We start from the raw sequence: 771 nt of genomic DNA on the forward strand, positions 1-771 counted from the left end.
ATCCGTCAGCAGCTCGCCCGCCAGGGCCGCGGGCGGGGCGCCCAGCAGCAGGCTCAACGCGTTCACCTGCTGGGCGATCTGCTGTTCGGTCTGGGGAATCCGCGCCGTCACGGCGTCGAGCTGGGCCTGCGCGCTCTGCACGTCCAGTTCGCTGACCAGGCCGGCCGCGTTGCGCTGGCGGCTCAGCGCGACCGTCTGCGCCGCGGTGTCGCGATTATCCAGCAGGATGCGCAGCTCGGCCTGGGCCTCGCGCAGCATCATGTAGTCGCGCGCCAGTTCGGCCATCTGTGCGATCAGCACCCCGCGCCGCGCCTCGATCGACGCGTCGAGGTCGGCGGACGCGGCCTCATATTGCCGGCGGACGCGCCCCCACAGATCGACCTCCCACGTCGCGTCGATGCTGTCGCTCCACATATCCAGCACGGGGATGGTGAACTTGCCGGATTCGGCGGCCAGGTTGGTGGTATTGGCCAGCGGCAGCTCGCCCGACTGCCCGATGCTGCTGACGATGCGCTGCAGCACCTTGGTGCTGTATTGCACCCTGCTGTACGATCCGGCGGCGCTCAGCCCCGGATAGCGCTCGGCCCCCGCGATGCGCAGTTGCGAGCGGCTTTGCGCCAGGCGGGCGGTGGCGACGGCGACCGTCAGGTTCTGCGACGCCACGCGGCGTTCCAGCGCCGACAATTCGGGATCGTGGAACACGTTCCACCAGGCCGGATCGGGGGCCGCGTCCGAAATGTCGCTGACCACCCGTCCGGTCGCGGGCCCGGT

General features: G+C 70.3%; 1 protein-coding gene. It reads right to left on the reverse strand.

Annotated elements, in window-relative coordinates; genetic code table 11:
• Positions 1-771, reverse strand: a 771-nt coding sequence (locus HUK84_RS21100) for a TolC family protein (RefSeq protein ID WP_176641913.1), incomplete at both ends; no start/stop codon positions are given.

The organism is Nguyenibacter vanlangensis, assembly GCF_013376155.1.
Lineage (GTDB): Bacteria > Pseudomonadota > Alphaproteobacteria > Acetobacterales > Acetobacteraceae > Gluconacetobacter > Gluconacetobacter vanlangensis.